We start from the raw sequence: 21,496 nt of genomic DNA, 5'->3' as shown, positions 1-21,496 counted from the left end.
TCGTATGAGTGAGGCTTCGACCAGCGAGGGCGTGTCGCTCAAGCCCGGACTGGGCCGCTACGGCGTCTGGACCGGCGGGGCGCCGGCACCCGAACAGGCCGCGGAGATCGAGAAGCTCGGCTACGGGGCGCTGTGGGTGGGCGCATCACCCGCGGCCGACCTGTCGTTCGTCGAGCCGATCCTCGAGCAGACCGAGACACTGCAGGTCGCGACTGGCATCGTCAACGTCTGGGCGTCATCCGCCGAGGAGGTCGCGGAGTCCTATCACCGCATCGAGGACGCGTACCCGAACCGGTTCCTGCTCGGCGTCGGCATCGGCCATCCCGAGCACACCGATGAGTACCGCAAGCCCTACGACGTGCTGGTCGAGTACCTCGACAAGCTCGACGCGGCCAAGGTGCCGACGAGCCGCCGGGTGATCGCCGCGCTCGGGCCGAAGGTGCTCGAGCTGTCGGCGCGCCGCAGCGCGGGAGCGCATCCGTATCTGACGACGCCCGAGCACACCGGCCAGGCCCGTAATCTGATCGGCCCGACGGTCTTCCTCGCACCCGAGCACAAGGTGGTGCTGGAGACCGACGCCGAGGAGGCTCGCGACGTCGGCCGTCAGACCGTCGAGTTCTATCTGGACCTGCGCAACTACGTCAACAACTGGAAGCGGCTCGGCTTCACCGACGACGACGTCACCAAACCGGGCAGCGACAAGTTGATCGACGCGGTGGTCGCGTACGGCACGGCGGAGGAGATCGCCGCCCGCCTGAACCAGCATCTCGATGCGGGCGCCGACCATGTGACGATCCAGGTGCTCGGCGGCAAGGACGCGCTCATTCCGACGCTGACCGAGCTCGCAGGCCCCCTCGGCCTCAAGGGCTGACCCGCGCGCGGGGTGAGCGTGCGCCGCGGCGCCCGATAGGGTCGAGCCCATGCGACTGCTGGTCACCGGCGGTGCCGGGTTCATCGGCGCGAATTTCGTCCACCGCGCGGTCGGCGAGAAGGCCGCGTCGATCACCGTGCTCGACGCGTTCACCTATGCCGGCAGCCGTGAGTCGCTCACCCCGGTGCATGGCGCGATAGACCTCGTCGAGGGCGACATCACCGACGGCGCCCTGATGGACCGGCTCGTCGCCGGCGCCGACACCGTCGTGCATTTCGCGGCCGAGACCCATGTCGACAACGCACTCGCCGATCCCGAGCCGTTCCTGCACACCAACGTCATCGGCACCTACACGGTGCTCGAGGCGGTGCGCCGCCACGGTGTCCGGCTGCACCATGTCTCGACCGACGAGGTGTACGGCGACCTGCCGCTGGATCAGCCGCGACGGTTCACCGAGGCGACCCCCTACAACCCGTCGAGCCCGTACTCGTCGACCAAGGCGGCCGCCGACATGCTGGTGCGGGCCTGGGTGCGGTCGTACGGGATCCGCGCGACGATCTCCAACTGCTCCAACAACTACGGGCCGTACCAGCACGTCGAGAAATTCATCCCGCGCCAGATCACCAACATCCTCACCGGGCGGCGCCCCAAGCTCTACGGCAGCGGCGCCAACGTCCGCGACTGGATCCACGTCGACGACCACAACAGCGCGGTGTGGCGCATCCTCGAACGCGGCGAGATCGGCCGCACCTATCTGATCGGCGCCGAGGGTGAGCGCGACAACCTGTCGGTGCTGCGCACACTGCTGGCGATCATGGGTCGCGATCCCGACGACTTCGACCACGTCACCGACCGGGCCGGCCACGACCTCCGCTACGCGATCGACCCCTCCACGCTCTACGACGAACTGGGATGGGCCCCGAAGCACACCGACTTCACCGAGGGCCTGCGCGCCACTGTCGAGTGGTACCGCGACAACGAAGCCTGGTGGCGGCCGCTCAAAGACGCCGTCGAGGCCCGGTACGAGGAGCGCGGCCAGTGACCGTCCGCGAGCTGACGGTGCCGGGCGCCTGGGAGATCACACCGACCGTGCACACGGACAGTCGTGGGGTGTTCTTCGAGTGGTTCACCGACCGCGGCTTCCGGGGGTTCGCCGGACACGGGTTCGACCTCGCCCAGGCCAACTGCTCGGTGTCGGCAGCCGGCGTGGTGCGCGGTGTGCACTTCTCCGAGCTGCCGCCGAGCCAGGCCAAGTACGTCACCTGTCTGCACGGCGCGGTGCTCGACGTCGTCGTCGACATCCGGGTTGGCTCACCGACGTTCGGTCAGTGGGACTCCGTGCTGCTCGATCACCGCGACCGCCGGTCGGTGTACCTGTCGGAGGGCCTCGGCCATGCCTTCCTGTCGCTGCGCGACGGATCGACGGTGATGTACCTGTGTTCGACGGCCTACGCCCCCGACCGGGAGCACACCATCGACGCGCGCGACCCCGAGCTCGGCATCGACTGGGGCTACGACGGCGAGCTGGTGCTGTCGGATCGCGACGCGGCGGCGCCGCCGCTCGCCGAGGTCAAGGCCGCCGGCCTGCTGCCGGCCTGGGCGGACACCGAGGCCTTCGTCGAGGAGCTACGCCGGCGCTGACCGTCAGGCTCGATGGTGGTCTCTCCCGCGGCGCGGGCCTCTTGCATCCCGCCCGGTCGATTTACTAGGATATCCAAGTAATCGGCATCGTCGGCGTAGGGGCATTCCATGAGCACACAGATTCCACACTTCATCAACGGCCGGCGCACCAACGGCCAGTCGACGCGCACCGCGGACGTGCTCAATCCCAGCACCGGTGAGGCGCAGGCCCAGGTGCTGCTCGCCTCGGCCGCCGACGTGGACACCGCGGTCGCCGGCGCCGCGGAGGCGCAGCTGCAGTGGGCGGCGTTCAACCCCCAGCGCCGCGCGCGGGTGATGATGCGCTTCGTCGAACTGGTGAATCAGAACCTCGACGAGTTGGCCGAACTGCTGTCCATCGAGCACGGCAAGACGGTGGCCGACTCCAAGGGCGACATCCAGCGCGGCATCGAGGTCATCGAGTTCGCGATCGGCATCCCGCACCTGCTCAAGGGTGAGTACACCGAGGGTGCGGGCACCGGCATCGACGTGTACTCGCTGCGTCAGCCGCTCGGGGTGGTCGCCGGGATCACGCCGTTCAACTTCCCGGCGATGATCCCGCTGTGGAAGGCCGGCCCGGCACTGGCGTGCGGCAACGCGTTCATCCTCAAGCCCTCCGAGCGTGACCCGTCGGTGCCGTTGCGACTGGCCGAACTGTTCCTCGAAGCGGGCCTGCCGCCGGGGGTGTTCCAGGTGATCCAGGGCGACAAGGAAGCCGTCGACGCCATCCTGCACCACCCGCAGATCCAGGCCGTCGGCTTCGTCGGCAGCTCCGACATCGCGCAGTACATCTACTCCACCGCCGCAGCCAACGGCAAACGCGCGCAATGCTTCGGCGGTGCCAAGAACCACATGATCGTGATGCCCGACGCGGATCTCGACCAGGCCGTCGACGCGCTGATCGGCGCCGGGTACGGCAGTGCCGGCGAACGGTGCATGGCGATCAGCGTCGCGGTGCCCGTCGGCAAGGAGACCGCGGACCGCCTCAGGAACAAGCTCGTCGAGCGCGTCAACCAGTTGCGTGTCGGGCACAGCCTGGACCCCAAGGCCGACTACGGTCCACTGGTCACCGGCGCGGCACTCGAGCGGGTGCGCGACTACATCGGCCAGGGCGTCGATGCCGGCGCCGAAGCCGTCATCGACGGCCGCGAACGCGCCAGTGACGACCTCACCTTCGACGACCAGAACCTGCAGGGCGGCTACTTCATCGGCCCCACCCTGTTCGACCACGTCAGCCCGGACATGTCGATCTACACCGACGAGATCTTCGGCCCGGTGCTGTGCATCGTGCGCGCCTCGAATTACGAAGAGGCACTGGCTCTTCCGTCGGAACACGAATACGGCAACGGGGTGGCGATCTTCACCCGCGACGGCGACACCGCCCGAGACTTCGTGGCCAAGGTCCAGGTCGGCATGGTCGGTGTCAACGTGCCGATCCCGGTACCGGTGGCATACCACACCTTCGGCGGCTGGAAGCGCTCCGGCTTCGGCGACCTGAACCAGCACGGCCCGGCGTCGATCCAGTTCTACACCAAGGTCAAGACCGTCACTCAGCGCTGGCCGTCGGGCATCAAGGATGGCGCCGAGTTCGTCATCCCTACGATGAAATAACGGATCCATGGACCTGTTCGGCCTCGATGACGACGAGCGAGTGATCGCCGAGACGGCGGCCGCGTTCGCCGAGAAGCGCCTGGCGCCACACGCTCTGGAGTGGGACGAGACCCACCACTTCCCCACCGACGTGTTGCGGGAAGCCGCCGAACTCGGCATGGCGGCGATCTACTGCCGCGACGACGTCGGTGGCAGCGGGTTGCGACGCATCGACGCCGTACGCATCTTCGAGGGTTTGGCCACCGCCGACCCGACGATCGCGGCGTTCCTGTCGATCCACAATATGTGCGCGTGGATGGTCGACACGTTCGGCACGGAGGAACAACGCAAGTCCTGGGTGCCGCGGCTGGCCTCCATGGAGGCCATCGCCAGCTACTGCCTGACCGAACCGGGGGCGGGTTCTGACGCGAGCGCGCTGCGCACCAAGGCCGTGCGCGACGGCGACGGCTGGGTGCTGGACGGAGTCAAGCAGTTCATCTCGGGGGCGGGCACTTCCGACGTCTACGTGGTGTTGGCGCGCACCGGAGCCGATGGCCCCCGCGGGATCTCGGCGTTCGTGGTGCCGGCAGACACCGAGGGAGTGAGCTTCGGCGCCGCGGAGCAGAAGATGGGCTGGAACGCCCAGCGCACCGCGCAGGTGATCTTCGACGGCGCCCGGGTGCCTGCCGACGCGATGTTAGGCGGCGCCGAGGGTGAGGGGACAGGTTTCCACATCGCGATGAAGGGCCTCAACGGCGGCCGCATCAACATCGCGGCCTGCTCGCTGGGCGGTGCGCAGGCGGCGTACGACAAGGCGGCCGGGTACCTGGCCGACCGCCAGGCCTTCGGCGGTGCGTTGCTCGACGAGCCGACCATCCGATTCACGCTGGCCGACATGGCCACCGCGCTACAGACGTCGCGGATCCTGCTGTGGCGGGCGGCGGCGGCGCTCGACGACGACCACCCAGATCGGGTCGAGTTGTGCGCAATGGCGAAGCGTTACGTCACCGACGCGTGCTTCGAGGTGGCCGACCAGGCTCTGCAGTTGCACGGCGGGTACGGCTACCTACGGGAGTACGGGTTGGAGAAGATCGTCCGCGATCTGCGGGTGCACCGGATCCTCGAGGGCACCAACGAGATCATGCGCGTGGTGATCGGCCGGGCCGCGGCGGGCCGGGCCCGCGCGTCGTGACCGGAGAACCAGAGATCAGAGCGAAGCGACAGGGGAAATAGACAGATGGCGACGATCGCGTTCCTGGGACTGGGCAACATGGGCGGCCCGATGGCGGCGAATCTGCTCGCCGCCGGTCACGACGTCCGCGGCTTCGATCCGGTCGCCGCGTCCAAGGCGGCCGCACAGGCCAAGGGCGCCACAGTGTTCGACAGCGGCGCAGCCGCCGTCGCCGAAGCCGACGTGGTGATCAGCTCGCTGCCCAACGGCGACATCGTCAAGGCCTGCTACGCGGAGGTGCTGCCCGCGGCCAAGCCGGACACCCTGTTCATCGACACCTCCACGATCTCGGTCGACGACGCACGGGCCATCAACGGTCAGGCCGCTGACCTCGGGTTCGCCCAGATCGACGCGCCGGTGTCCGGCGGCATCAAGGGTGCGTCCGCGGGCACCCTCGCGTTCATGGTCGGCGGTGACGATGCGGCCGTCGAGCGGGCCCGGCCGGTGCTGGACCCCATGGCGGGCAAGATCATTCACTGCGGGGCGTCCGGGGCCGGCCAGGCCGCGAAACTGTGCAACAACATGGTGCTGGCCGTGCAGCAGATCGCCATCGGCGAGGCGTTCGTGCTCGCGGAGAAGCTCGGCCTGCCCGCGCAGTCGCTGTTCGACGTGATCACCGGTGCGACCGGCAACTGCTGGGCCGTCCACACCAATTGCCCGGTGCCGGGGCCGGTTCCGGCCTCACCCGCCAACAACGACTTCAAGCCGGGCTTCGCCACCGCGCTGATGAACAAGGACCTCGGGCTGGCCATGGCGGCGGTGCAGTCCACCGGCTCGGCCGCACCCCTCGGAACCCACGCCGCCGAGATCTACGCGGAGTTCGCCGCCGAACACGCCGACAAGGACTTCAGCGCGGTGATCGAGAAGCTACGCGGCTGACCGCCGCCGGCTGCTCCAGCGCGAGTGCAGGCGCTGACAGTCCGCGATCCGCAGCGCACCACCGGTGCCCGCGCCGATGTAGTCCGCGCGCACCGCGGCGGCGGCCGGGATGTCACATCCGCCGGCGCCATCGATCAGCACGGTCGCCATCCCGACGGAGTTCGCCCGCCGCAGCCCGGCGGGCGACCCCGCGATCGCCAGCACGCTGCGCGCGGGCAGTCCGAGTTCGGCGAGCGCATGCTGGTGCGCCTCGCCATGCGGGTCGTGCGGATGCGCAGGCGTGCTGACGTCGTCGGCGGTGACCAGCACCTCGACCAGGCCTTCTCCGACAAGCTGGCGCACCAGCGGCTCCACCACGGCGCGCCGTCCGCCGGACACCACCGCGACCGGCACGCCGGCGGCAAAGGCGTCCTGCACCAGGTCGACCAGCCCCGGCCTCGGCGCCAGGTCGGCCTCGGCGATCATCTCGTCGAACATCATCGCCTTGGTGGCGCAGATCTCGTCGGCGAGCAGTTCGGTCAGCACGTCGCATTCGGTGCCGACGCAGCGCTTGCGTAGTTCGGCGGTGACGCGCTGCCGCTCGTCGCTCAGGGCCAGCAGCTGCCGATACCGGCTCACCGACCAGCTGAACGGCATCCCATGGGCCGCGAAGGCGGCGTTGAAGACCTTGCGGTGCACCTCGAACTCGACGTCGGCGAGCGCGTCGAGGTCGAAGACGAGTGCCTGCAGCCTGGAGTCGTCGGCATCGGCGGCGTGGCCGCCGTCCCACCAGAATCGACCGGCGCGCCATGTTCTCTGCTCGGTGGAGGGCATGCGACAACAGTGGTCTACGTCACAGGCCCGCGCCTCCCCCATTGGGGGGATTGGCGGCGCGAAGTTGCGCTACCACGCTGGGTGGCGGCCCTAAGGTGATGGCCATGGCCTCCCCGGTGCGCCTCGTGCTGGTCGACGACCACGAGATGGTCATCGAAGGCCTCAAGGCCATGCTCGCCGCGTTCGACGACCGGGTGACCGTGGTCGGACAGGCCGTCGGCGCCGAGCGCGCGGTCGGCGTGATCGACGACCTCAAACCGGACATCGTGCTGTGTGACGTCCGGATGCAGGGCGCCAGCGGCCTGGACCTCTGCCTGCAGCTTCGCGAGCGTGACCCTGCTCAAAAGGTGGTGATGCTGTCGGTCTACGACGACGAGCAGTACCTGTTCCAGGCTTTGCGGGTGGGCGCATCGGGATACCTGCTCAAGAGCATCGGCAGCGACGAACTGGTGCGCCAGCTGGAGTTCGTGCACGGCGGCGAGACCGCCATCGACCCGACGATGGCCGCGCGGGCGGTCGACACCGCGGCCCGCCTGCAGCGCGACGAGTTCTGGCCCGGCGCCCGCCAAGGCCTCACCCAGCGGGAGAGCGAGATCCTGTCCTACGTCGTCAACGGCCTGTCCAACCGCGGCATCGCCGGCAAGCTGGTGATCGGCGACGAGACCGTGAAGAGCCACCTGCGGTCGATCTACCGCAAGCTCGGGGTCAGCGACCGCACCGGCGCGGTGGCCACCGCCCTGCGCGAGGGCATCTACCGGTGAGGCCGCACGCGGTGCGCGACCTCGGTCAGTACGCCCTGGCCGCCGACCGGGAGCTGGCCTTGCTGCGCGAGCTGATCCAGGCCGCCTCCAGCGGTCCCGGCGTCGAACCGCTAGCCGCGGCGGCCGCCAGGATGATCACCGCCGCCACCGCCACCGACGTGTGCTTCGTGCACGTGCTCGACGACACCGAACGGTCGCTGACGCTGGCCGGTGCGACGCCGCCGTTCGACAGCGAGGTCGGCAAGATCCGGCTGCCGCTGGGGCAGGGCATCTCGGGCTGGGTGGCCAGCCATCGCGAACCCGTGATCATCGCCGACGACAAGGAGTCCGACCCGCGCTACATGCCGTTCGAGTCGCTGCGCGGGCGCGACTTCACCTCGATGGTGTCGGTGCCGATGGAGACCGATCCCGGCGGTCTGGTCGGCGTGCTCAACGTGCACACCGTCGCGCGGCGGGAGTTCGCCGCCCGCGACGTCGAACTGCTGCTGGTCATCGGGCGGCTGATCGCCGGTGCGCTGCATCAGGCGCGGCTGCACCGCCAGCTGGTGGCCCGCGAACGCGCCCACGAGAACTTCGTCGAGCAGGTGATCGAGGCGCAGGAGATGGAGCGCCGCCGGCTGGCCGCCGACATCCACGACGGCATCTCCCAGCGGCTGGTGACGCTGTCCTACCGGCTCGACGCTGCCGCCAGGGCGGCGGATCCGGCGAGTGCGGCCGAACAGCTGGGCATGGCCCGCGAACTCGTCGACCTGACACTCGGCGAGGCCCGCGCCGCCATCGGCAACCTGCGGCCGCCGGTGCTCGACGACCTCGGGCTGGCCGGCGGGCTGGCCAGCCTGGCCCGGTCGATCCCCCAGGTGGAGATCCAGGTCGAACTCGCCGAGGTCCGGCTGCCCGACCACATCGAGCTGGCGCTGTACCGCATCGCGCAGGAGTGCCTGCAGAACGTCGTCAAACACGCCAGGGCCGCCACCGCCCGGCTGACCTTCTCCGTGGCCGACGCGCGCGACGTCGCCAAGCTCGAGATCGTGGACGACGGAATCGGTTTCGACACGTTCGAGCACCCGCTGGGCAGCGACGAGATGGGCGGCTACGGCCTGCTGTCCATGGCCGAACGCGCCGAGATCGTCGGTGGCAGGCTCAACATCCGGTCGCGGCCCGGGGCGGGCACCGCGGTGACGGCCACCATCCCGCTGCCGACGACTGCACCCGACTGACGGTCAGAAATCACCGGCATGGCGGCGCAGCGTCTCGATCAACGCGGCCAGCGCCCGGGACTCTTCGACGGTCAGGCCGACGTCGGCGAACACCTCATTGTTGACCGTCACCGTGGCGTCCTCGACCGTGGAGCGGCCGAGATCGGTGATCCGCACCAGCGTGGTGCGTCCGTCGGTCGGATGCGGGATGCGCTCGACCAGGCCGGCGGCCTCCAAGCGCCGGATCGCGTGGGTCACGCTGGTCACGTGGACCTGCAGCCGGTCCGACGCCTTGGTGATCGGCAGGGCGCCGCTGCGGCTGAACGCCAGCAGCCGCAGCAGCTCGAAGCGCGAGAAGCTCAGGTCGTAGGGTCGCAGCGCCGTCTCCACCCGCGCCAGCAGGATCTGGTGGGCCCGCATCACCGACGTCACCGCCACCATCCCGTCGGCGACCTCGCCCCAGCCGGCGTCCTCCCAGTTGGCACGCGCCAGGCCGATCGGGTCGCGGCGGTCGGAGGGTTGGATGGCCACGCCTCTTCATACCGCATGAACTGGCCGGCTCACGGCCGAGCGGGCAGGGTCAGTCGGGGAGCCCGTACTCGCCGAACCAGTGCGCCAGCCGGCCGCGCCGGCTCACCGCGCGCAGCCGGCGTTCGGCGGCCTCCCGCGTCTTGGAGGTGGTCACGATCAGCAGTTCGTCGCCGATCTGGATGCGGGTCTCGGGCTGCGGTACGAACGGCCGCGCCTCGCGGATGATCAGCGTGATGACGCTCGGGTCGGGCAGCCGCAATTCGAGCACGGTGACGTTGCGCAGCGAGGAGCCGGGCGACACGGTCATGGTCAGGAGTTCGGCCTCGAGCACGTCCAGCGGCGCCGACTCGACCATGATCTCGCGGGTGGCGTCGGGCGAGATCAACCCGAGCCGGCCGGCGACCGTCCGCAGACCCGGACCCTGCAGCAGCGTGAACACCACCACGAGGATGAAGACGATGTTGAGCAGCCGCTCGCTACCGGGGACCTTCTCGACGATCGGATAGGTGGCCAACACGATCGGCACCGCGCCGCGCAGCCCCGCCCACGACACGAACGCTTGGTCGCGCCACGGCACCCGGAAGCGCCACAGCGACGTCATCACGGACACCGGACGCCCTACGAGGAGCAGGAACAGCCCGACGACGAGGGCGGGCACCAGGTCGCGCGGCAGCTCGTCCGGCGACACCAGCAGTCCGAGCAGTACGAACAGCCCGATCTGGGCGAGCCAGCCGGCGCCCTCGGCAAAGGATCGGATCGCCGAGCGGTGCGGCAGGCCGGAGTTGGCCAGCACCAGGCCGGCCAGATACGCGGCGATGAAGCCGCTGGCGTGCAACGCTCCAGCCGCGGCGAAGGCCACCATGCCCAACCCGAAGGTGGCCAGCGGATACAAGCCGGAGGCGGGCAACGCGATGCGGCGAAGCGCCAACGCGCCAACGAATCCGCAGCCCAGCCCGATCGCGATGCCCACCCCGAGCTCGTAAACCAGCGTGGTGGCGACCGCACCCGGCGACAGGCTCAGGGGGACCGAGCTGAACAGCAACACGAGGATGAGTGCGGGAGCGTCGTTGAAGCCGGACTCCGCCTCGAGCAGTCCGACGATGCGCCTCGGCAGCGGCACCACCCGCAGGACCGAGAACACCGCGGCCGCGTCGGTGGACGACACGATGGCGCCGAGTAGCAGCGAGAGCTGCCAGTCGAGGCCGAGCAGCAGGTGCGCGCCGACGGCGGTGATCCCGGTGCTGACCGCGACGCCGACGGTGGCCAGCACGCCTGCCGGCGCGATGACGTCGCGGATGTCGGAGAACCGTGTCGTCAGGCCGCCTTCGACCAGGATCGCCCCGAGCGCCGCTGTGCCCCACGCCTGTGCGAGCGCGGCGTCGTCGAACTGCAGCCCGATGGCGTCCTCACCGAGCAACACGCCGACCCCGAGGAACAGCAGCAGACTGGGCAACCCGACGATGGTGGCCACCCGTGTCGCCACGATGCTCGCCAGCAAGACGAGCCCACCGGCGAGCAGCGTCACGTACAGCTGCTGCAGCGTCATCTTGCGGTCAGTATCTCAGTACCGATGCCGCGCCGCGCCCTCCGGTCGGTCACCATGGGTTCAGACGGCGAAGGAGAACACCATGCGTATCGCGATTGCCGGAGCGGGGGCGGTCGGCCGGTCGGTGGCGAACGAGCTCGTCGAGAACGGTCACAAGATCCTGCTGATCGAGCGCAATCCGGCGAAGTATCAGCCGTCGACGGTGCCCGGCGCCGACTGGTTCCTGGCCGACGCGTGCGAGCTGGCGGCGCTCGAGGAGGCTGCGCTGCAGACCTGCGATGTGGTGATCGTCGCGACCGGTGACGACAAGGTGAACCTGGCGGCCGCGCTGCTGGCCAAGACGGAGTTCGGGGTGCCGCGGGTGGTGGCCCGGGTCAACGACATGCGCAACGAGTGGCTGTTCACCGAGTCCTGGGGTGTCGACGTCGCGGTGTCCACCCCGCAGGCCATCGCGGCGATCGTGGAGGGCGCCATCGACGTCGGTCACCTGGTGCCGCTGATGGGACTGCGGGGGCGGGCGGACGTGTCGACGCTTCGGCTGCCCCGCGAGGATCCCGGCGACAACCCGTTCATCGGACGGCGGCTGCGCGACGTGGCGCTGCCGGCGAACAGCGCGCTGGTGGCGATCGTGCGCGACGAGCAGGTGATCCTGCCGCCGCACGCGGACGTGCTGCGCGCCGGTGACGAGTTGTGGTTCGTCGCCGACGCCGACGCCGAGGATGTGATCCGCGCGGCCGTGCACCGGCCCTAGGCTCGCGCGGCCGGATGTGGGCTAGACCCGGTCCGAACCCGCCACCGCCGACAGCACCGCCCTGGTCGACCGCCTGTTCCCGACGGTGATCCGCACTCCGCCGTCGGCGTAGTGGCGCACCCGCGGGCCGGTGCCGTCGAACACGTCGCGCCACGGGCGCTGCGGCGGCAGGTACACGAAGTTGGCGTGGGCATCGGTGCTGTGTACACCCACCGATCGCAGCCGCCTGCGCAGCAGCCGGCGCTCCGCGGTGATGGCCCGGACTCGTTGCTGGAGTTGACATTCGGCGTCATAGGAGGCCGCGACGGCCACCATCGCGGTGCTGCCGATGCCGAACGGCAGCTGCCACGTCCACAGCGTGCGGGCCAGGTGCGCCGCGCAGAACGCGTAGCCGACCCGTACGCCCGCCAACCCGTACGCCTTCGAGAAGGTGCGCACCACAACGGTGTTGGGGTAGCGCCGCACCAGGTCCGCCGCGTCGATGCGGTGGTGTGGGGCGACGAATTCCACGTAGGCCTCGTCGAGGATCACCACGGTGTCCGCGGGCACCCGGCGCAGGAACTCCTCGACCTCGGCGGCGGATTCCACGGTGCCGGTCGGGTTGTGCGGCCGGCACAGCACCACCACCCGTGCGGTGCGGGCCGCCTCGGCCATGGCGTCGAGGTCGTGGTATCCGTAGACGTCGAGCGCGACGGCCACCGAGATCAGTCGCGCCGTCGCGGCGAAGATCGGATATCCGTCGAATGTCGGCGACGCCATCACCATGGTGTCGCCGGGCGCGGTGACGGCCTGCAGCACCTGCATGATGACGCCGGTGGCGCCGACGCCGAGGACCACCTGATCGTCGGCGACCCCGACGCGAGAGGCCACCAGCGCGCGCAGCCGCTCGGGGAGGAACGGCGGATACCGGTTGGCGGCGTCGATCGAGGAGATCATCGCCGCCCGCACCGCGGGCAACGGTGGGAACGGACTCTCGTTCAGGGACAGGGCAAGCGGGTCCGACGCGTCGGGCAGTGCGGCCACCGCATCGTCGAGCGCCCGGCGCGGGCTGCCCATCAGCCCCGCCCACCCCAGCGCACGGCCGCGGCGCCGGCGAAGTCGCCGGCATGGGCGAACGCCGCCATCAGCACGACGTCGCCCGTCTCGAGCCGGCCGTCACTGATTGCCCGGTCCAGGTTCACCGGAATACCCGCGGCGAACAGGTTGCCGCACTCGTCGAACGTGTCGACATGCCGGGATGCGGGTAGTTCAAGCGCTTCCCGCCAGTTGCGCAGGAACACCCGGTTGGGCTGGTTGGTGATCAACAGGCCGATGTCGCTGGGCGGCAGACCGATTCGCTTGCACACCGCCAGCGAGACCTCAGGTACCTGCCGGTTGCCCCTGGCCAGCACCTTGGTGATCCTGCCCTCGGTGAATCCGATGCAGCCTTCGCCCGGGCCCGGCTGCCACCACTTGCGCGGTGGATCCGTCGAGATGGTCATCTCGCCGGCGTACTCGCCGTAGGTGCGGCACACCACGTCCAGGATCGGTGACTCTTCGGACCGGGTGACCAGTCCGACGGCGGCGCCGTCACCGGGCACAGCTGCCTGCGCCCGGCGGCGTACGGTCGGCTGGTCGAACACCTGACCCGCCGAGTTCTGTGCGACGGCCACGAGCGCGCACCGGCCCTCGCCCGACGTCAGCAGTTGACGCGCCAGCTTGAGCCCGAGCACGAAGGCCGCACACCCGCCGTTGTGCAGATCCACCACCCAGTCGGGTTTGACACCGAGGCGGTGTGCCATCGCGGCGCCGCCGCCGTAGAACGGCATGTCGGGAAGCTGGGTGTGGGTGATCAGCACGTCCACCTGGGCGAGCACGTCGGCGCCGTGCCGCTGGAGCAGGCCGGCCGCGGCCCGCTCGACCATGTCCACGGCGGTCTCGTCCTCGGCGACGTGGTGGCGCCACCGCGGCGCCCGGAACATCAGGTTGTCGCGCAGTTCGTCGGATTCGGCGTGCCTGGCGTAGTACTCGGCGCCGATCGGTTCGCCGGGCAGGTACGTCGACACGTCGATCAGGCTCGCGGTCACGAGGCTCACCGCGTCCAGTCCGGCGTCACCGGCAGGCCGTTGCGGTGCCGGTACTCGGCGATCGCCTTCAGGTTGTCAAGTTCCAGCCGGTGGCCTGCGCCGAACATGTCCCAGAAGTCGCCCACCCACACCGGTCGCTGCGGCGGCGCCGCCTCGGGGTAGGGATTGTGGTCGTAGTACGGGTGGCGGCAGTTGGTCCACAGCACCACCGACCCGGGCCGGTCGAACACCACCTGCGCGTCGACGACCCGCATCAGGTAGATCATCCACAGGTGGCGGCCCTGGTCCCACGCGCAGTGGTAGTCCACCGTCCTGGCCGTGCGGTCGGCCACGGTGCGGGTGTAGATCGTGGTCTCGGAGCCCAGCCGATCGTAGGCCAGCCACAGGTCCGGGTCCTCGGTGGGCTTGAAATCGCGCAGACTGTAGGTCCATTCGGCCAGGCATCGGGTGTCGGCCAGGTAGTCGAACAGGTCGTCGGGCGGGCAGTCGACGAAGCCGTTGACGGTGCAGTACTCGCCGAACACCTCGTCGTGCGGGTACACCGACCGCATCATGTCCATGATGAGGGGGGTGGCTTTCTCCCTCGGCGACGTCTCGATGCGGATGAGGCCGTCGATCGGTTCGGTGGTGCCGCGATGAGCGGTGATGTCAGCGAGTGCGGTAATGGACATCGGCACGGGTCTCCGTTCTGGTGGGTGGTTGGCCGGATCGGTCGAGAAAGGCGGCGAACGGCGGGATCTCGTCGGCCGAACATTCGACGGAGACCACCGACGGGCCGTCGACGGCCAGGGCCGTGACCAGCGCGCCGGGCAGCGTGTCGAGGTGGTCGACGTCGACCGCGGGCAGGCCGGGGAACATCGCGGCCAGGCCCGCCCCGAGCCGGCTGGCGCCGAATCTGTTGAAGCTGTAGCGGCCGCCGTAGAACCGCTGCTCGCGGGTGACGCACATGGCGTGGGCGTGGTTGTCGAACAGCACGAAGGTCACCGGCAGCCGGTACTGCAGCGCGGTGTGGATCTCCATGCCGTGCATGAAGAACGAGCCGTCGCCGGCGATCACCACGGTCCGCCGTCGGCGGTGCGACGCGACCCCGATGCCCGCGCCGAAGCTGTATCCCATCCCGCCCATGCCGAGCGCCACAACGAAGCGGCCATCGCGCCGCACGGGCAGGTGGTGGATGGCGGCCGCGCCGATGTTGCCCGCGTCGACGACGATGTCGGCCCCTTCGGGCAGTGCGGCGTCGAGTGCGGCCATCGCGTCGCGGTAGCGGACGCCGGGCCCGTGGTGAGGCGGTGGCCGCAAGTCGGCGCGCGGCGTGTCAGGCGGTACCCGCAACCGCTGCGGGCGACCGGTGCCGGACAGCGCCGCGATCAGCATCGACAGCGATGCACGCAGGTCCTGGGTGTGCACGTGGGTGCACGCCAGATAAGTCGGTGCGGAACCGATCGAATAGGTCGGCACCGTCGCCAGTGCCTTCTCGAGGCCGCTGCGCGCGGTAGCCGCGAACCGGGTACCGACCACCAGGCACAGCGCGCTGCCGGCCACCGCGTCGGCGACCCCGGGGTGGCCCATCACTCCGGTCACCCCGAGTGCCGACGACGACCCATACCCGGGCGTTCCCGCCACGTCCTTGGCGTCTGGCACGCAGGCCACCCGGGCCCGCAGCAGCGAGCGCAGTTGGGCGAGTTCGGCGCGGGCGTCATCGCGCGCCACCTGCTCACCGGCGATGATGGTGACCGGGCCGGCCGCGGCGCGCACCGCCCGCGCGATCGGGTGCGGGTCGCCGGCCCGCCGGTCCTCGGCCACCGCGGGGACGCCGTTCAGATCACTCAGCCATGCCTGCTGAATGTCTTTGGGCAGCAACAACACCGCCGGTCCGCCGGTGCGGGCGGCGGCGATCGCGGCAGGCAGTGCCGTGCGGACGGCCTCCGGTGTGAGCACCCGCCTGCAGAACAACGACACCGTGGAGAACAGCGACTCGGCGTCTAGTGCGCCGTTGCGGCCGCTGGTGTCCTGGAACGCGCCGCGGCCGTCCAGCGCGGTCGACGGCTGCCCCAACAGCGCCAACACCGGCACCCGGCTGGCGAGCGACTCCCCCAGTGCGGGAACGGTGTTCAGGCAGCCGCCGCCCGATGTCGCGGCCACCACGCCGAGTGGCGCACCGGCCCGGCTGTAGCCGTCCGCCATCGTGGCGGCGCCGAATTCGTGTTTGGCCAGCACCGCGGTGATGTCCTCGCGGCGGTGCGCCGCATCGTAGAGATCCTCGATGTTGGCGCCGCCGACACCGAAGAAGTGGGTGACCCCCATCGCCGCGAGGTGGCCGACGATGTGGTCGACCACCCGGTGCGCACTGGCCATGGGTTTCACCTGTCGTCGTCACGTCGCACTCCGGTGCGCTCTCCATAGACACGACGGGCGGCCCGGTGCGGTTCACCCGGTCGGGTGATTCACAGCTTTTTCTCCAGGAGCACAGTGCCGTCGGGCGTCGAGATCATCTGCACGGCCGCGATCTCCTCCGGCTGCATCGGGGTGTTCGCGCTCGGCATGGCGGTCGCACCAGACAGGCCGAGCCAGCTGGCGATCTCCGACCGGCTGCCGTTGCGGCCGATCACCACCATGGCGAGCGTCTGCGGTGCGGCGTCACTATTGCCCCAGTCGCCGTACGTGCACGTCATGTCGATGCGGGTGCCCCAGCCGAATCCGCTCATCGTGATGGACGCGTTGATGGGTGTCGGTGACACCTTCGCCATCTCCAGCGACGGGGGGCCGGCCTGCGTGGTGGTCGTCGGTTGCAGCCCGACGATTTCCGGGCGGATCGCGATGACGGCGCCGGCGGCGAGCAGCGCGGCCGCCAGGCCGACGGCCGCTGTGGTCACCCTGCGGTAGCGGCGGCGCCGCGACCCGACCCTGTCGAGCACCGCCGCGAGCACCTCGGGCCGCAGCGGTGGCGGATCGGCGGGTTGCTCGTCGAGCACGCGCACTTCGTCGGCGTCGAGTGTGGCCAGCAGTGCCGGGATGCCGCTGAGCTCGGCCACCGCGGATCGGCAGCGGCCGCAGCCGGCCAGATGCCCTTCGTACTCGCGGCGCTCGGCCCCGGACAGGGCGCCGAGCACGTAGGCGGCGTCCCAGGTGACGTACCGATCGTCGGGGGGCGCGGCCTCCGCCCCAGCATCACCATGATGGTTCACCGGGTCACCCCCATCTCCTGCAGATTCAGCCGCAGCGCCCGCACCGCGTAGTGCAGCCGGGACTTCACCGTGCCCTCCGGGATCTGCAGCTCCTGCGCGATCTGTCCGGTGGCAGCCCCGTCGTAGTACGCCCGCCGAATGACGGCCAGGTGGTCGTCGGACAGGCCGGCCAGCGCGGCGTGCAGCGTCATCCGGTCCAGGGTGGCACTCACCTCGTCGGGACCCGCCCGGTCGGCGACGTCTTCCACGACCGGCGTGCCGGACTCGTTGCGGTACCGGGCGCTGCGGCGGTCGTCGATGACGAGGTTGCGGGCCACCGTGAACAGCCAGGCCCGCGGCGAGCGCGCGCCGCTGTCGAGATGACTGACCGCCACCCCTTCGGGCTGCCGCCGCCAGGCCCGCAGCAGCGTCTCCTGGACCACGTCCTCGGCGCTGGCCTGGTCACCGGTGAGGCGCAGCGCATAGCGCCACAACGCCGCGGCATGCTCGGCGTAGAGCATCCGCATCATCGCGGCCTCTGGGTCCTCCATGACCAACCTCCGTCTGTGACACGACGGCAACGGTGGCCAGGTTCATTCGCCGTCAGGCGGTGAGGATGCGTGGCCCGTCGTCGGTGACGGCGACGGTGTGTTCCCAGTGCGCCGCCCGCGATCCGTCGGCGGTGACGACCGTCCACTCGTCGGCGAGCACGATGGTCCTGGTCGTCCCCAGCGTCAGCATGGGTTCGATGGCCAGCACCGAGCCGGGCGCAAGCAGCGGCCCGCGGCCGGGTGCGCCCTCGTTGGGCAGGAACGGGTCCATGTGCATCTGCTGGCCGATCCCGTGGCCGCCGTAGCCGGCGACGATGCCGAACGCACGGTCGTGGCGCTGTTCGGCGGCGTGGGTCTCGACCTCGATCGCGTGTGACACGTCGGTGAGCCGGTTGCCGGGCACCATCGCGGCGATCCCGGCCTCCATGGCGGAGCGGGTGGCCTCCGAGAGGTTGTGGTCGGCGTCGATGAGCGCGTCCACCCCGAAGGTGACTGCGGAGTCGCCGTGCCAGCCGTCGAGGATGGCCCCGCAGTCGATCGACACCAGGTCACCGGCCGCCAGCAGCTCGTCACCCGACGGGATGCCGTGCACGACCCGCTCGTTGACCGATGAGCAGATGCTGGCCGGGAAGCCGTGGTAGCCGAGGAACGACGGGATGCCGCCACCGTCGCGGATCACCGATTCTGCGACCCCGTCGAGTTCCTTGGTGGACACTCCGGGGGCGGCGGCGGCCTGCACGGCGCGCAGTGCCGCGGCGACCAGCGCGCCGGCCGCGGCCATCGCGTCGAGTTCACCGGCGCTGCGCTGCGGGACGACCTTGCGGCTGCGCAGTCTCAGGCCGGCCACGTCACTTACCGAGGGCGCGCAGCGCGCGGGCGAAGACCTCGTCGAGCGAGCCGACGGCCTCGACGGTCTTCAGCTCGTCGCGGTAGTACTCCAGCAGCGGCTCGGTCTCGTCGCGGTACACCTTCATCCGGTTGTGGATGACCTCTTCGGTGTCGTCGGCGCGGCCGCGGTCCTTGAGCCGGGACAGCAGCTCGTCCTCGGACACCTGGAACTCCAGCACGGCGTCGAGCTGCAGGCCGTGCGCCTCCAGGATGTCGTGCAGCGCCTTCGCCTGTTCCACCGAGCGCGGGAAGCCGTCGAGGATGAACCCGTCCTTGGCGTCGTCGTCACCGATGCGGTCCTCGACGAGCGCGTTGGTCAGGCTGCTGGGGACCAGGTCGCCGGCGTCGAGGTAGCGCTTGGCCTCCTCACCGAGCGGGGTCTTCTCGCTGATGTTCTTGCGGAAGAGGTCCCCGGTGGAGACGTGCGGGATGCCGAGCTTCTCGGCGAGCTTCTGCGCCTGCGTCCCCTTGCCCGCCCCCGGCGGTCCCAGCAGAACGATCCTCACTTCAGGAACCCTTCGTAGTTGCGTTGCATGAGCTGGCTCTCGATCTGTTTCACGGTGTCGAGGCCCACGCCGATCATGATGAGCACCGCGGTGCCGCCGAACGGCAGGTTCTGGACGGTGCCGGTGTTGCCGATCTGCAGGAACAGGTTCGGCAGGACGGCGATCACACCGAGGTAGATCGAGCCCGGCAGCGTGATCCGGCTCAGCACGTAGCGCAGGTAGTCGGCGGTCGGCTTGCCGGGCCGGATGCCCGGGATGAAGCCGCCGAACTTCTTCATCTCGTCGGCCCGCTCGTCGGGGTTGAACGTGATCGACACGTAGAAGTACGTGAAGAAGATGATCAGCCCGAAGTAGACGGCGATGTAGGCGGGGCTGCTGGGGTCGGTCAGGTACTCGGCGACGATCCGTTCCACCCAGCCGGTGCCCGGGCTGCTGCTGCCGCTCTGGATCAGCTGGGTGATGAGGTGCGGGATGTAGATCAGCGAGGACGCGAAGATCACCGGGATGACGCCGGCCTGGTTGACCTTCAGCGGCAGGTAGGTAGACGTGCCGCCGTACATCTTGCGGCCCACCATGCGCTTGGCGTACTGCACCGGGATCCGGCGCTGGCCCTGCTCGACGAAGACGACGCCGATGATGATGATCAGCGCGGCGATGCAGACCAGCGTGAAGACCATGCCGCCGCGGCTGTCCAGGATCGACTTGCCCTCGCCGGGGATCGCCGCCGCGATGCTGGCGAAGATCAGCAGCGACATGCCGTTGCCGATGCCGCGCTCGGTGACCAGTTCGCCCATCCACATCACCAGCGTGGCGCCCGCGGTCATCACCAGCACGATGATGACCAGCGCGAAGATCGACTGGTCGTTGATGATGTCGAGGGTGCAGCCCTGGAGCAGACCGCCGTTGGCAGCCAGCGCCACGATGCTGGTGGACTGCAGGACCGCCAGCGCGACGGCCAGGTAACGCGTGTACTGCGTCATCTTGGCCTGGCCGGACTGGCCTTCCTTGCGGAGCTGCTCGAAGCGTGGGATCACCACCGTGAGCAGCTGCACGATGATGCTCGCGGTGATGTAGGGCATCACGCCCACCGCGAATATCGACAGCTGCAGCAACGCGCCGCCGGAGAACAGGTTGATCAGTGAATAGATCTGACCGGAGTCACCGCCGCTGACCTGCTCGATGCACTGTTGCACGTTGGGGTAGTCGACACCGGGAGACGGCAGCTGTGCGCCGGCCCGGTAGAGGATCACCACGCCGAGCGTGAACAGGATCTTGCGTCTCAGGTCGGCCGTCCGCAGTGACGAGATGAAAGCCGAGAGCACTCTTCCTCCTGCGCAGCCGACCTCTCAGCGCGGCGTGCCAAATGGGGCTGGATTCGTCCAGCGTATTGGTCAAATGTGCGCGTCAGCCCCGCGGGCGCACAGCCTGCGGAAGTCGCGCGTGAAACAGTCTACGAGAGTAACAGTTGGCCCTCGTCATCCCCGCATCGTTGACCAGGTCGGCCGGGGTATCGGCGCCCGGTCCACCGCGCGTGTCCGATCACGATCCGTCCTGGTGGGCGTCGGCCGACTGGTCGATGAGATCGTTGAGGATCTGCCCTGCCAGAGTCTCGATCGAAGCCTCGATGGACGCCGCGAGCGTCGCCGCCACCTGAGCCACGGCTTGCGTCCGGAACCGCACCAGCATGGTGATCAGCTCGGCGATCTCGGTGTCGGCGGGCAGCCCCTCCCCCGGCCGGATCCGCTCGGTGACGTGCTCGGCGCCGGTCCGCACCAGGATGTTGCTGATCTCGGTGACCGGCCCCAGCGTCTGTTCGTAGACATCGATCAGCTTGTCGATGCCGATGCCGTAGCCGCGGATCTCCTCGAACGCCTCGAGCAGCTTGGGCCGCACGACGGTGACCTTCGGGTCCGAGTCGGCGCTGGTGTCCGGCGCCTCGTCGTCGAGCCTGATCAATCGCAGTGCCACCAGCCGGTCGAACGCCACCGCGTCGCCGACCAGTTCTTCGGCGCGGGCCCTGCTCATGGTCTCCGGCTTCTCGGCGGCCCAGGTGCCCGCCAGCGCGGTCTCCAGGCCCAGCACGTCGCCGATGCTCTTGCCCTGTTCCCAGGCGCTGAGCATCTCGTCGACGTGGGCCAGGGTGTAGCCGCGGTCGAGCATCGAGGTGATCAGCCGCAGCCGGGTCAGGTGGGTGTCGTTGAACACCGCGATGCGGCCGACCCGCAGCGGCGGGTGCAGCAGCCCGCGGTCGCGGTACACCCGCACGTTGCGTGTGGTGGTGCCGGCCAGCCGGGCCAGGTCGTCGATGCGGTACTCACCGTCGGTCCCGGTGTCGAGGGCCTGGCGCACGGCCGCGTCGAAGAGCTGCGAGACGGCCGTCTCGATGAGGTCGCGGGACTGTCGACGGACCCGTCCCGGCGCCTTGCGCAGGGTGGCCAGGATGGCGGTGACCGCGCCTGCCTGGTCGCGCGGTGTCCGCTCGCGGGCCACGGC

Annotated in this window: 22 protein-coding genes; 9 read left to right on the top strand and 13 right to left on the bottom strand. The window is 69.7% G+C overall.

Features of this window, described 5'->3' with window-relative positions; all coding sequences use genetic code 11:
- Nucleotides 1-4: 4 nt before the first annotated feature.
- The 6 genes from O6P37_RS09140 to mmsB all read left to right on the top strand — a co-directional run bounded on the left by O6P37_RS09140 (nucleotide 5) and on the right by mmsB (nucleotide 6,230).
- The gene (locus tag O6P37_RS09140; protein WP_269893763.1) at nucleotides 5-871 is read left to right on the top strand and encodes an LLM class F420-dependent oxidoreductase; all 867 of its coding nucleotides are present in this window, start codon (nucleotides 5-7) and stop codon (nucleotides 869-871) included.
- A 49-nt stretch (nucleotides 872-920) separates the two neighbouring features.
- Entirely contained in the window at nucleotides 921-1,913 is a 993-nt protein-coding gene (rfbB, locus tag O6P37_RS09135; RefSeq protein ID WP_269893762.1) for a dTDP-glucose 4,6-dehydratase, read from the top strand.
- Nucleotides 1,910-2,512, top strand: coding sequence for a dTDP-4-dehydrorhamnose 3,5-epimerase family protein (locus O6P37_RS09130; RefSeq protein ID WP_269893761.1), 603 nt, complete (start codon nucleotides 1,910-1,912; stop codon nucleotides 2,510-2,512). The genes rfbB and O6P37_RS09130 overlap by 4 nt, the downstream gene beginning before the upstream one ends.
- A gap of 108 nt (nucleotides 2,513-2,620) precedes the next feature.
- Nucleotides 2,621-4,141 (top strand): CoA-acylating methylmalonate-semialdehyde dehydrogenase, encoded by a 1,521-nt coding sequence (locus tag O6P37_RS09125; RefSeq protein WP_269893760.1) that lies wholly within the window; start codon nucleotides 2,621-2,623, stop codon nucleotides 4,139-4,141.
- Nucleotides 4,142-4,154: 13 nt separating this feature from the next.
- Nucleotides 4,155-5,312, top strand: coding sequence for an acyl-CoA dehydrogenase family protein (locus tag O6P37_RS09120; protein WP_269894149.1), 1,158 nt, complete (start codon nucleotides 4,155-4,157; stop codon nucleotides 5,310-5,312).
- A gap of 45 nt (nucleotides 5,313-5,357) precedes the next feature.
- Nucleotides 5,358-6,230 (top strand): 3-hydroxyisobutyrate dehydrogenase, encoded by an 873-nt coding sequence (mmsB, locus tag O6P37_RS09115; protein ID WP_269893759.1) that lies wholly within the window; start codon nucleotides 5,358-5,360, stop codon nucleotides 6,228-6,230.
- Here the strand turns inward: mmsB and O6P37_RS09110 are convergent.
- The gene (locus O6P37_RS09110) at nucleotides 6,219-7,043 is read right to left on the bottom strand and encodes an HAD family hydrolase (RefSeq protein ID WP_269893758.1); all 825 of its coding nucleotides are present in this window, start codon (nucleotides 7,041-7,043) and stop codon (nucleotides 6,219-6,221) included. The genes mmsB and O6P37_RS09110 overlap by 12 nt on opposite strands.
- Before the next feature lie 98 nt (nucleotides 7,044-7,141).
- On the opposite strand from O6P37_RS09110, the gene O6P37_RS09105 reads away from it, so the two are divergent.
- Both O6P37_RS09105 and O6P37_RS09100 read left to right on the top strand, forming a co-directional pair.
- Nucleotides 7,142-7,804, top strand: a complete 663-nt coding sequence (locus tag O6P37_RS09105) for a response regulator (protein WP_264011126.1) — start codon at nucleotides 7,142-7,144, stop codon at nucleotides 7,802-7,804.
- On the top strand, nucleotides 7,801-9,021 hold the full coding sequence (locus O6P37_RS09100; protein ID WP_269893757.1) for a GAF domain-containing sensor histidine kinase: 1,221 nt from the start codon (nucleotides 7,801-7,803) through the stop codon (nucleotides 9,019-9,021). The genes O6P37_RS09105 and O6P37_RS09100 overlap by 4 nt, the downstream gene beginning before the upstream one ends.
- Before the next feature lie 3 nt (nucleotides 9,022-9,024).
- Here O6P37_RS09100 and O6P37_RS09095 read toward each other — a convergent pair whose 3' ends face one another.
- Nucleotides 9,025-9,525, bottom strand: coding sequence for a MarR family winged helix-turn-helix transcriptional regulator (locus O6P37_RS09095; RefSeq protein WP_269894148.1), 501 nt, complete (start codon nucleotides 9,523-9,525; stop codon nucleotides 9,025-9,027).
- Between the two features lie 55 nt (nucleotides 9,526-9,580).
- Nucleotides 9,581-11,077: a potassium/proton antiporter gene (locus O6P37_RS09090; RefSeq protein WP_269893756.1), complete on the bottom strand. Its 1,497-nt coding sequence runs from the start codon at nucleotides 11,075-11,077 to the stop codon at nucleotides 9,581-9,583.
- Nucleotides 11,078-11,159: 82 nt separating this feature from the next.
- Here O6P37_RS09090 and O6P37_RS09085 point away from each other — a divergent pair, with 82 nt between their 5' ends.
- The gene (locus O6P37_RS09085; RefSeq protein ID WP_269893755.1) at nucleotides 11,160-11,828 is read left to right on the top strand and encodes a potassium channel family protein; all 669 of its coding nucleotides are present in this window, start codon (nucleotides 11,160-11,162) and stop codon (nucleotides 11,826-11,828) included.
- Nucleotides 11,829-11,849: 21 nt separating this feature from the next.
- Here O6P37_RS09085 and O6P37_RS09080 read toward each other — a convergent pair whose 3' ends face one another.
- The 10 genes from O6P37_RS09080 to O6P37_RS09035 form a co-directional block, all read right to left on the bottom strand.
- A complete protein-coding gene (locus O6P37_RS09080; protein ID WP_269893754.1) occupies nucleotides 11,850-12,884 on the bottom strand; it encodes a pyridoxal phosphate-dependent aminotransferase in 1,035 nt (344 codons plus the stop codon).
- Nucleotides 12,884-13,894: a 3-oxoacyl-ACP synthase III family protein gene (locus tag O6P37_RS09075; RefSeq protein ID WP_269893753.1), complete on the bottom strand. Its 1,011-nt coding sequence runs from the start codon at nucleotides 13,892-13,894 to the stop codon at nucleotides 12,884-12,886. The genes O6P37_RS09080 and O6P37_RS09075 overlap by 1 nt, the downstream gene beginning before the upstream one ends.
- 5 nt (nucleotides 13,895-13,899) lie before the next feature.
- Nucleotides 13,900-14,565 carry an SRPBCC family protein gene (locus O6P37_RS09070; protein ID WP_269894147.1) on the bottom strand — a complete coding sequence of 222 codons (666 nt, stop codon included), beginning with the start codon at nucleotides 14,563-14,565 and terminating at the stop codon, nucleotides 13,900-13,902.
- Entirely contained in the window at nucleotides 14,543-16,249 is a 1,707-nt protein-coding gene (locus tag O6P37_RS09065) for a thiamine pyrophosphate-binding protein (RefSeq protein ID WP_269893752.1), read from the bottom strand. The genes O6P37_RS09070 and O6P37_RS09065 overlap by 23 nt, the downstream gene beginning before the upstream one ends.
- 89 nt (nucleotides 16,250-16,338) lie before the next feature.
- Nucleotides 16,339-17,079, bottom strand: a complete 741-nt coding sequence (locus O6P37_RS09060) for an anti-sigma factor family protein (RefSeq protein WP_269893751.1) — start codon at nucleotides 17,077-17,079, stop codon at nucleotides 16,339-16,341.
- Complete coding sequence (locus O6P37_RS09055) at nucleotides 17,076-17,609, bottom strand: sigma-70 family RNA polymerase sigma factor (protein ID WP_264011115.1); 534 nt, start codon at nucleotides 17,607-17,609, stop codon at nucleotides 17,076-17,078. The genes O6P37_RS09060 and O6P37_RS09055 overlap by 4 nt, the downstream gene beginning before the upstream one ends.
- 52 nt (nucleotides 17,610-17,661) lie before the next feature.
- Nucleotides 17,662-18,456: a type I methionyl aminopeptidase gene (gene map / locus O6P37_RS09050; RefSeq protein WP_269893750.1), complete on the bottom strand. Its 795-nt coding sequence runs from the start codon at nucleotides 18,454-18,456 to the stop codon at nucleotides 17,662-17,664.
- 1 nt (nucleotide 18,457) lies between these two features.
- Nucleotides 18,458-19,003 carry an adenylate kinase gene (locus O6P37_RS09045; RefSeq protein ID WP_269893749.1) on the bottom strand — a complete coding sequence of 182 codons (546 nt, stop codon included), beginning with the start codon at nucleotides 19,001-19,003 and terminating at the stop codon, nucleotides 18,458-18,460.
- On the bottom strand, nucleotides 19,000-20,325 hold the full coding sequence (gene secY / locus O6P37_RS09040) for a preprotein translocase subunit SecY (protein ID WP_264011112.1): 1,326 nt from the start codon (nucleotides 20,323-20,325) through the stop codon (nucleotides 19,000-19,002). Before secY ends, O6P37_RS09045 begins: the two co-directional genes overlap by 4 nt.
- Nucleotides 20,326-20,542: 217 nt before the next feature.
- The gene (locus O6P37_RS09035) at nucleotides 20,543-21,493 is read right to left on the bottom strand and encodes a MerR family transcriptional regulator (protein WP_269893748.1); all 951 of its coding nucleotides are present in this window, start codon (nucleotides 21,491-21,493) and stop codon (nucleotides 20,543-20,545) included.
- Nucleotides 21,494-21,496 lie beyond the last annotated feature (3 nt).

This window comes from Mycobacterium hippophais (assembly GCF_027529605.1).
GTDB classification, from domain to species: Bacteria; Actinomycetota; Actinomycetes; order Mycobacteriales; family Mycobacteriaceae; genus Mycobacterium; species Mycobacterium arseniciresistens.
This window is presented reverse-complemented; position numbering and strand designations above follow the sequence as displayed.